Below are 8,540 nucleotides of genomic sequence, written 5' to 3'. Positions count from 1 at the left end.
CTAATATCATACGAGGTGTATCATAACACCTCTAATCAGGTGGCCAAATTCAGTGTGCCACTACAGCATAACGCTGGTTTTCGTAGTGAATTGCAACAGCAAGGTGGCAAGGTAACCGTGCCCTGTTTGCAGATCACCCCTGACAATGCCGAAACCGGCCAAGTACAATGGTTATATGAGTCCAAAGATATTATTGCGTATTTACAGCAACGCTTTGCGGCTTAAGTTAACTAAGTTCGACAAAGATAAACCAAGCAGCCTTGATAACCACTTATTGCCGCGCGTCTAAAATCTTCTGTTGCAAAGCGGCAATAAACTTTTTATCACCTTCGGCTTCAGCCGAAAGCACTATCTGAAACCACGTATCAACGGCATAAGCGTTTATTTGATAAACACTGTTGGTTAACAAGTTACCCTGCTGAACTAATTCAACATGTTCAATATCCGTAAAATACAAATCATATATTTCTAACTCACCTTCGGCATTTTTAAAGTAAGAAACCACCCTGCGATCAGTTAGCAAATTGCCATCGACCAAGATAGAAAACATACCCGCAGAATAGAAATAGGCTATTTCTTCCTCACTTTCGACAATATTGTGTTCTACTAACGTGGCAAGCTGATTAGCGGGTACTTTGTCCCCCGCCAACACCTCGGTTGAGGGAAAAGCGCCGGTTACGGTGAGCATGCCAAAACCTAGCGCCAACAAGAAACATAACCCCAACGGAATACCCGCAATTAAGTACCAAACCGATGATGTCTTATAATCCGGATTTTCCTGCTTTTCCAGCCGGTGAAAGACGAAAGTCCCTTGAATAGCTCTGGCGTAAAAATACAGAAAAATCAGACTGACTAGCAATCCTTGCATTCGCCCAACGGATAGCGCAATAAAAATTTTGGCAAAAATAAAATAGATAAAAAGTAATACCGCAGCAGTGCGTGACTTGCGGTAGATGCCAAAAGCTAAAAAAAATATCAACAGCACATCGATAAGATTAAACGGATCATTCCAAAAGGCTAAATCACCTTCAGCATCAGAAAACAACGCCATCCCCACAACAAACAGGGTAACGGTGCCCGAAATTATTGCTGCGATAGCCCCCTTTCTTATCGCTTTTAACGCCCCAGCTCTATCCATCACAATGTCCTGTTACCTATTAAAATGCGTTAAAAAAACTAATCAGCGCAATAGCTTACCTTGGTGTTTGCAATATAGTCATGCAAGCATCTTTGTGACTTGCCAAAAATCAACAGTGGATTAATCAATCCGGCAATCAGGGGACCAATAAACCCAAGACTAAATTGGTAAATAAGCATTATTGGCAGTAATCGTAAAAAAGCGATTTTTTTCCAATCTGCCTTAGTACCATCCACATTTTCGATACGAATCGACAACAGGTACTTGCCAATAGTCTGGCCATTTTTATAAAGCAAATACCCGTGCAGTACAGCAAATATCAGAAAGCCATACAAAAAACTTACCAGTGTTACTTGTAAGGTGGGCTCTCGGAATACGTCTAAACCAAAGTAAAAAATTAAAGGAAGTGAAGCCAATATATTAATCAAACCATCCACCACCACCGCAAACAATCTATCGATCCGCGATGCTTGCGTACCTACCCTACTTGAGGGGGCAACCTCAGGCTGCGTCTGCAACTGCGCTTCTTTCTCTTTTATAAACTTATGAATTTCTTGAGCTCTATCGGGGTAAGCTTCGCTATTTATCGACTCAGCAGCAGAATACAACTCTTCAAGGGTGTAAGATGAATAATCAACATTGATATCCATAAAGATCCTTTTACAACACTAATGAAGCGAAGCATCGCATAAAAAAACCAAATTGTTAACAAAAAAGAAGTATGTTGATACGTAGTAATTAAAATTGACCAACCAAATGCCTTTTACAAACGATAAGCTAAGTCAATAAATAGCGTCAGCAGCAAAACTTTACTGCATCGAATGCAGGCCTATTAGGTTTCCTTCAGTGTCACGCACCAGCGCGCAAAATCCATGCTCACCTATAGATTGCTTCTGTTGAACGACTTCACCGCCCTGTTTTGCCGCACGCGTAGCGACTACAGCGCAATCCTCGCAGGTAAAATACACCAGGGTACCGCCAACACCAGGCGAAAAGCCTTCCATTTTCACCAACATCCCACCCGAGCCGTATTGTGTCATACCCGACTCTTTATCCATCGGGAAACACCACATATCCATTGCCACATCAGGGATCGGACTGGGTATATTTTGCAGCACTGTTTCAAAAACGGCCTCATAAAACACCTTTGCACGTGTCATATCGGCAACATAAATTTCAAAATGCACAACAGGGTTGGTTAGCATACGGTTTCTCCTAAACGAGGAATTGATAGCGTTAACTGCCAATACCCACTTTACGCTTTTCCATATAAGCGCGCAAATTTGCAGCGTTTATCTCCTTAGCGTCTTGCAGTCCAGCAAATACCCCTATTTGATCCTCCGCTTTACGATGTTGACCTAATTTTTCTTTGGCTTGTATTTCCTCTATGGCAATTTTGAAACCGACCACACCACTACGCAACTTGAGCTGATAATCATCTGGCATAACAGCAGTATTCTCTAACAACTCAGGTTCATACTTGGCAATCAGTTTAGCCATGGCAAGCTGATTCTCTTCATCATTTAGCAACGTTAAGTAACCATAACAATGAACTGCGACATAATTCCACGTGGGTACAGCAGGTTTAGTCACATACCAAGTGGGCGAAATATAAGCATGTGGCCCCTGAAAAATAACCAGTACGCGCTGGTTCTCAACACGTTGCCAATGTGCATTAGATTTTGCAAAGTGACCAAACAGAAATCCTAGCCCATTATCATCAGGCTCATAAATAAGCGGTAAATGTGTTGCAGTAAGATCCGCACTAATTAACATGGCAAAGCTGTTTTCAGCCAATAACTCGTTAAGAACATAAGGATCTTTTAGTTCGAGGTGTTTAGGTATATACATAATTCTCAATCGCTGTTATCAAGTGGCAGTCATCACACGTTATAACCGTGTTATTTTAATAATGCCTGAACTGTCTTTACTAACAAAGCTGATAATAAATTTTTATTATTACTTACACTTAAAAGCAAAAACAAATGATGATGAACTAAACGATAAAATTACCACTTTGGAAATTATAATATTTGACTGATTGAAACCTAGGAAACTCGTCAGTAATGAAAGCATGCTCACTGACAACACGACGATAATAAAAACTAACAAATAAAAAGCTTTAAAATAACTTATTTTGATGATGCATTTTTTAAACAATACATAGCCAAGCATCACACCCAATGCTGAAGAAAAGGTATAAAATACGAGAGAGGCTATTGTTGCTTGCGCATCTCCAAAGAAAAGCTCAATCAGATAAAACGTAATTGGCATGATAAAAAGTACACACAAAAACCACTGCTTTGATGACAACTCTTTCAATTCAGCCTCCAAAAATTTATAACAAAAAACACCCAATCTTAGCGAGTCGAGGCCGCTTTAGCTGTATTTATTAAATATTAGCAAGTACGTTGCTATGCTTTTTTAAGCAACACATCCACCACCTCTGTTGCATCATTTAAATTTGCACCTGTGATTTTGCGATAAAGCCTAATAGCTTTTAATCTATGGCCATCATTAAGCGCCTTACGCACCTCAGGCGGGACAAGAGCAGGATCGTTTAACTCAACACCTGCAAGCTTACTGAGTGAACTTAATGTGATCTCCAAGTAACGAATTCTTTTTTCATACCACATAGATTTCAATAACAGTAGAACAATACAGACAACTATTAGTACCGGAGAAGATAAAACTATAGTCAAAACGTCCATAAATATTGTGTAAAAAGAGTCCAAATAACCATCCATCTCATCAACTCCTAAAATACATACGCTTTAATTTAACACGCTACGCCGCGCAACGGGTAGAAGCACCCTACGCACGCTTTGCTGGCGATAATCTTTGATTTTTAGGCATTTACTTGTCTACTGCCGCGAACCAACAGGCAAAAACATACTGCCAATAAAAAATAACGTGGCAATGTTGTAACGATTGTATGGAACATTAGAGGCTGAGATTGCGCCACAAAATATAGCTGCAACAGTATTAAAGGCACGAGTAATAATGCATAAAAAGTGAAATCTGGCTTCCTAATAAACACTTTACTCGCAAACGCTACGACTAAAAATGCTGCCGACAGTGGCACTGCGATTGTAAACAAGTCAACGAGTGTAATGGCAAGCAAGCCAGATATTTGTGCAATGGGCTTTAGCGCCTCAGCCGGTATTACTACTGCAGCACCGATGCCGGCAATAACAATTGACGCATACGCCAGCGCAATACCAAAAATAACGGCGATTACTCGATTTTTAATTTGATCCATCTACTTAGTCCTTTTTTCAAAACACCTGCCAATGTTGTGGTTGATTTTTGCAAAAGGTGTTTAGCCGCTTTATTTTAATCTCCTTGGATCCGACACTATCAAATATTTTCAGAAGCACCAGCCGATGGCGCGTTTCGCTCAGAGGGGTCTTTCTTAAAGTCTTTTACTAACTTATGCGGATCTACTTGTGATCGATATTCTTGGGCCGCCTGGGCCCACCACATCAATTGGTTGAATGTTCGTGCAAAATAATCGAACCAGCGGTGCTTGTCTTCCCCGCCCTGCATTGCCCCATCCGCTGTAAATACTTCTTGAGCTTTAGGCACATGTATCATCGAAGAGACCGGCAGGCAGCCAAGCTCTGAGAGAAATGTACGCATTCCAATTGCTGCACGCATCCCGCCCCATTGGCCTGATGAGTATGTGACGATGGCACTTGGCTTATAAGAAAATAAAGAGCTGCCAAAATGATTTAAAAGATTGGCAAGCGCCGGACTCATTGAGTGATTATATTCGGGACTGACCATAATGTACCCATCGGCACTTTCAATCTTTTCAGCAAGCTCGACGAGCTGTGAAGGAGCCTTGCTTTTGGGATAGGCGAAAAGCGGCTTGAATACAGCCTCAATTGGATAATCTTTAGCATCAATAAGCTCTATTTCATGGCCTTCACATCGACTCTTTAAGCATTCAAGAACCGCTTTCGCTACACGAACACCCAGTCGAGCTGGGGTCGGAGGCGTGCTTTCACGCACGGTACCCAAAAGAACTAATAATTTCATAAGAACTCCATATGGAATGCATACTCTCTGCCATTAAATGCTCGCCACAACCCCGAGCAACGTGTTGCAAGTCCAGCAGCCAAAAGCCTCGATGTTTTAACTGCCTGTTATACAACTTTTCGCCCGTGAACTGAACGCCATGCAAAGAACGAAACTGCAGCGCCCATCAGTACTGAAACCAACGTTAAAAACACATAGTAACTATTAAACTCATTACTAAGTGCATAAAATGAATAGCTAAAAACACCCCCTAGCAAACCGCCAACGGAAGCCCCAACTGCAATATAAATTAGTAGTGATTTAACCAGTCGGGCTCTTAGTAACAAGAGTGCAGGCAACAAAATCACCGGCACTAAGACAAGCGGCATTACCATAACAAGTAATAAAAAAGGAAAGTACCCCACCGCTAACCCCTTTAAAATGTATAACGCTCGCAGAACAAGCCGAAACCCACAGCAGCGGGACCAGCAGCAGGTTTGCTTTTGAACACATATGAGACGAATGAAATTATAAGACCTATGGATACTACTAACGGCCTAAGATCGATTGATTCCAATTCTGCACCTTAACTGAAAGACTAAAAGCTGTTACGACTCAAATGGTTTACATAAGGTGCCCTGATGGAAGATCATTTGCCACCGCCCATTTATCAGAGACCATATTGAACATCTTAATGAGTAAATCGCGGTTGTATCACCCCCTTTTACCATTACAGCTTTGTAAAGTAACTGAGCACAATTTGGCGCTAAACATCTCAATTCATATTCAAATGCACTGATCTTAGGAGGCAATTCTGATGGCAGACGCTCCAGCACTTCTTTTTTTCCAAATCGAACTCCAGAACCAGCAATTTCAATGAACTCATCCGCAATTAGTTCATCCAATTCGCCGTGTGAAGCTCTGATCTCAGCCTTAAATAAATGCTCTTCTAACTCGATGAGCGTCGCCTTTAAATTTTCCACCCAATCTCCAAGTAACCCTAATACTCAAATAACAGGCTAAGTAGTCGTTGGCTAAAATTTTGTAGCGAAGCGAAACGTAGCCAACTGTTACATGTTTGGAAATACTACTATAGCAACCAATATTCTCTCGTTAAAAGGCTCAGTATCTAGGAATGCATCAGCACTGACCAAAGAATAGCTGTTTGCACTCCACAATGAAGCACACCATGCTTAAAGGCATATGACCATTTACCCTTTTCAACTAGCACTTTAAGCTTTTCCGATTTTTTGTTGGTTCATAAACTTAACCCTTCCAAGTTTTAACACCCGCAGCACAGGCCAAAACCCTTGCTGCGGTTGAGGTCCAAGCCATGCAGTGGCCGTTTGTGACTGCGTTTGTTATACACCTTTTGCACAATATTTCTCAGTAAAAGCCTCTACCATCGCGTCGAAAGTTTTAAAAGCAGGATTGTGAGGATGAACCCGGCCTTTAAACACATTTTTATCGCTACGATATATGGTCAGTGATTCTTCAAACTTTGAGCAGCCGTTTGCGGAGTTATTATCTGATAGATAGGCATTACCCATCTCAAACAGAGCCTTCGATACCCCCCAGTAATCACCGTCTGCTTCAAACGCTTGAACGGCTAATTCGAAGTGTTTTATTGATGTTGATGCAGTAGGGTCATATTCATTGTGTCTTATATAAAAATCTTTGTGTTCTCGGTAACTTCTATTCTTATAAAACACTCCAAGGAATGTATGAGCTTCTGCAATACCATAGATATCTTTAGACTTTTCTAAATCAGCTAGCGCCTCTAGTCCAAGTTTTTCAGCAGCTAAACCTCTACCTTGCATTCCCATTAGCTGATATGCGTAATTAAGTTTTGTCATTGGATCATTTGTATAAGGAACACCAGCCGCTGCGCAGCCGAGTAAAAACAATGTAATAAAAGAAATAATGGTCAGCTTCATGCCAAACTCTCCATAGGTTTATAACGCCCGCCAGATACGCGAGCAACTTGTTTCGAACGCCGCAAGCGCGTTGTATTGGCAATTGTTATATGACAATTCGCTCAATACCATCATCGAAGCTGGCTACTCTTGCTTTTACAATTTCCGTTATTGACGGAAATATTGTGAAATCACCATTTAAAACCTGCTCACCGTGTTCTTTTAACAACATAGCCAACAGAGGCAATTGCGCTATTTGGCTAAAAGAAGCGATGCTCTGTGTTGGATATTCACCAGTTTTAGCTTTCACCAAATCGTAGAGATCGAAATTCTGAAAGCCTATACAACTACCAACTGCAACTCGGGCATTCTCGCCCCAATTTATCCCTTCAACGATAACTTGAACAGTAGCACTTTTGTAACAAACCATAAATTGTTCGCTTTCATGCTCGCTAGAAGTATTTTTTAGGCGGAAATCGTTTTCCAGAAACCCAAACTCTAGTAGGACGGCATCCCGAAAATTCTCATTACTTAGTAGCATACTGGCGAACCTAGTTTGTCGGATAACTTTTGGCTAAGGGGCGGGATTTTTGGCGTCCCAGCGACCAACGGGAGCGAGTGCTGCATATTGTTAGGCATACTGCGCACCAACCATGAACAAAGGCAGCCAAACGGCAACCGATACAAACATAACACCGGTAATTGCAAAAAATGCTGCGCTACCGGCAGCATGAGAAAAATATACTGTTGGACGACTGGCAAGATGCTTATGAAAATTGTTTGATATAGCTTTAAAGGTTGCCCTTATCATGTTTATTTGAAACTGTGCCCAAGTGATAAAAGGCTTAAGCAAAATTATCAAACAAGAAAATGCAACTTCTAACCCTGCAACTTCAACAAACAGCAACAGATAACCAGCAAATGGTGTTGCTACTAAAATAGCTAAGAGCATCAGTGCTCTTTTTAGCCAAACGTGACGAGTCAGAAAATCCATCTAATGTCCTTATTAATACCTAACGCAAAGCACTCGGGCGTCGACCGCAACGCGGTTGGCGAACCAGCGGCCGCATGCCATGAGTGATGCGCATTTTTATATGCACTTTTCTTCTTTATCCGATAGGTTAATTGTGAAAAGCGCTAATATGCCATTGATAACATCGACATTATCTTTTTGATGCTTCTCGCCATTGCGCTCATTCTTATTTTTTCTTTTCTGCTCCGACTCGTGAGCACCAGTAACAAATTCACAGCCTCTCTCTGCAACGTGGTGAGAAGCGCATGAAGACAGTGAAACGACAATTAAACACAGTAATATGAATTTACGCATAAACTTCCTTATGTATATAACGCAAAGCTTTGGGGCGGACAGAAAAGCGGCTGAAAGCCTCGATGCTTTAGGCAATAACATGGACTCCCCCTCACTATCCGGCATCGATGTGCCACACTGAGAGTGTCAAAACAAA

Annotated in this window: 14 protein-coding genes; 1 reads left to right on the top strand and 13 read right to left on the bottom strand. The window is 41.4% G+C overall.

Translation table 11 applies throughout. The features are described from left to right. The coding region (locus IE070_RS16310; RefSeq protein ID WP_189484249.1) for a glutathione S-transferase N-terminal domain-containing protein at nucleotides 1-225 on the top strand (225 nt) is incomplete at its 5' end. Nucleotides 226-271: 46 nt separating this feature from the next. On the opposite strand, the gene IE070_RS16305 is transcribed toward IE070_RS16310, so the two are convergent. From IE070_RS16305 to IE070_RS16245, 13 genes are all read right to left on the bottom strand, one after another. Beyond that, complete coding sequence (locus tag IE070_RS16305; protein ID WP_189484248.1) at nucleotides 272-1,138, bottom strand: hypothetical protein; 867 nt, start codon at nucleotides 1,136-1,138, stop codon at nucleotides 272-274. Nucleotides 1,139-1,176: 38 nt separating this feature from the next. Further along, nucleotides 1,177-1,788 (bottom strand): RDD family protein, encoded by a 612-nt coding sequence (locus IE070_RS16300; RefSeq protein ID WP_189484247.1) that lies wholly within the window; start codon nucleotides 1,786-1,788, stop codon nucleotides 1,177-1,179. A 159-nt stretch (nucleotides 1,789-1,947) separates the two neighbouring features. Beyond that, complete coding sequence (locus IE070_RS16295; protein ID WP_189484246.1) at nucleotides 1,948-2,343, bottom strand: VOC family protein; 396 nt, start codon at nucleotides 2,341-2,343, stop codon at nucleotides 1,948-1,950. 31 nt (nucleotides 2,344-2,374) lie between these two features. Then, nucleotides 2,375-2,989 carry an FMN-binding negative transcriptional regulator gene (locus tag IE070_RS16290; RefSeq protein WP_189484245.1) on the bottom strand — a complete coding sequence of 205 codons (615 nt, stop codon included), beginning with the start codon at nucleotides 2,987-2,989 and terminating at the stop codon, nucleotides 2,375-2,377. 108 nt (nucleotides 2,990-3,097) lie between these two features. Continuing rightward, nucleotides 3,098-3,460 carry a hypothetical protein gene (locus IE070_RS16285; RefSeq protein WP_189484244.1) on the bottom strand — a complete coding sequence of 121 codons (363 nt, stop codon included), beginning with the start codon at nucleotides 3,458-3,460 and terminating at the stop codon, nucleotides 3,098-3,100. Between the two features lie 92 nt (nucleotides 3,461-3,552). Then, nucleotides 3,553-3,885 carry a hypothetical protein gene (locus IE070_RS16280; RefSeq protein ID WP_189484243.1) on the bottom strand — a complete coding sequence of 111 codons (333 nt, stop codon included), beginning with the start codon at nucleotides 3,883-3,885 and terminating at the stop codon, nucleotides 3,553-3,555. 101 nt (nucleotides 3,886-3,986) lie between these two features. Then, nucleotides 3,987-4,400 (bottom strand): hypothetical protein, encoded by a 414-nt coding sequence (locus IE070_RS16275; protein WP_189484242.1) that lies wholly within the window; start codon nucleotides 4,398-4,400, stop codon nucleotides 3,987-3,989. 98 nt (nucleotides 4,401-4,498) lie between these two features. Beyond that, nucleotides 4,499-5,182 (bottom strand): NADPH-dependent FMN reductase, encoded by a 684-nt coding sequence (locus IE070_RS16270; protein WP_189484241.1) that lies wholly within the window; start codon nucleotides 5,180-5,182, stop codon nucleotides 4,499-4,501. Nucleotides 5,183-5,769: 587 nt separating this feature from the next. After that, a complete protein-coding gene (locus IE070_RS16265; RefSeq protein WP_189484240.1) occupies nucleotides 5,770-6,144 on the bottom strand; it encodes a nuclear transport factor 2 family protein in 375 nt (124 codons plus the stop codon). Nucleotides 6,145-6,522: 378 nt separating this feature from the next. After that, the gene (locus IE070_RS16260) at nucleotides 6,523-7,098 is read right to left on the bottom strand and encodes a hypothetical protein (protein ID WP_189484239.1); all 576 of its coding nucleotides are present in this window, start codon (nucleotides 7,096-7,098) and stop codon (nucleotides 6,523-6,525) included. Nucleotides 7,099-7,183: 85 nt separating this feature from the next. After that, nucleotides 7,184-7,618 (bottom strand): hypothetical protein, encoded by a 435-nt coding sequence (locus IE070_RS16255; protein ID WP_189484238.1) that lies wholly within the window; start codon nucleotides 7,616-7,618, stop codon nucleotides 7,184-7,186. A 90-nt stretch (nucleotides 7,619-7,708) separates the two neighbouring features. Next, entirely contained in the window at nucleotides 7,709-8,071 is a 363-nt protein-coding gene (locus tag IE070_RS16250) for a hypothetical protein (protein WP_189484237.1), read from the bottom strand. Between the two features lie 96 nt (nucleotides 8,072-8,167). After that, the gene (locus tag IE070_RS16245; protein ID WP_189484236.1) at nucleotides 8,168-8,404 is read right to left on the bottom strand and encodes a hypothetical protein; all 237 of its coding nucleotides are present in this window, start codon (nucleotides 8,402-8,404) and stop codon (nucleotides 8,168-8,170) included. Nucleotides 8,405-8,540 lie beyond the last annotated feature (136 nt).

It is taken from the genome of Alishewanella tabrizica (assembly GCF_014652375.1).
Taxonomy (GTDB): Bacteria; Pseudomonadota; Gammaproteobacteria; order Enterobacterales; family Alteromonadaceae; genus Alishewanella; species Alishewanella tabrizica.
This window is presented reverse-complemented; position numbering and strand designations above follow the sequence as displayed.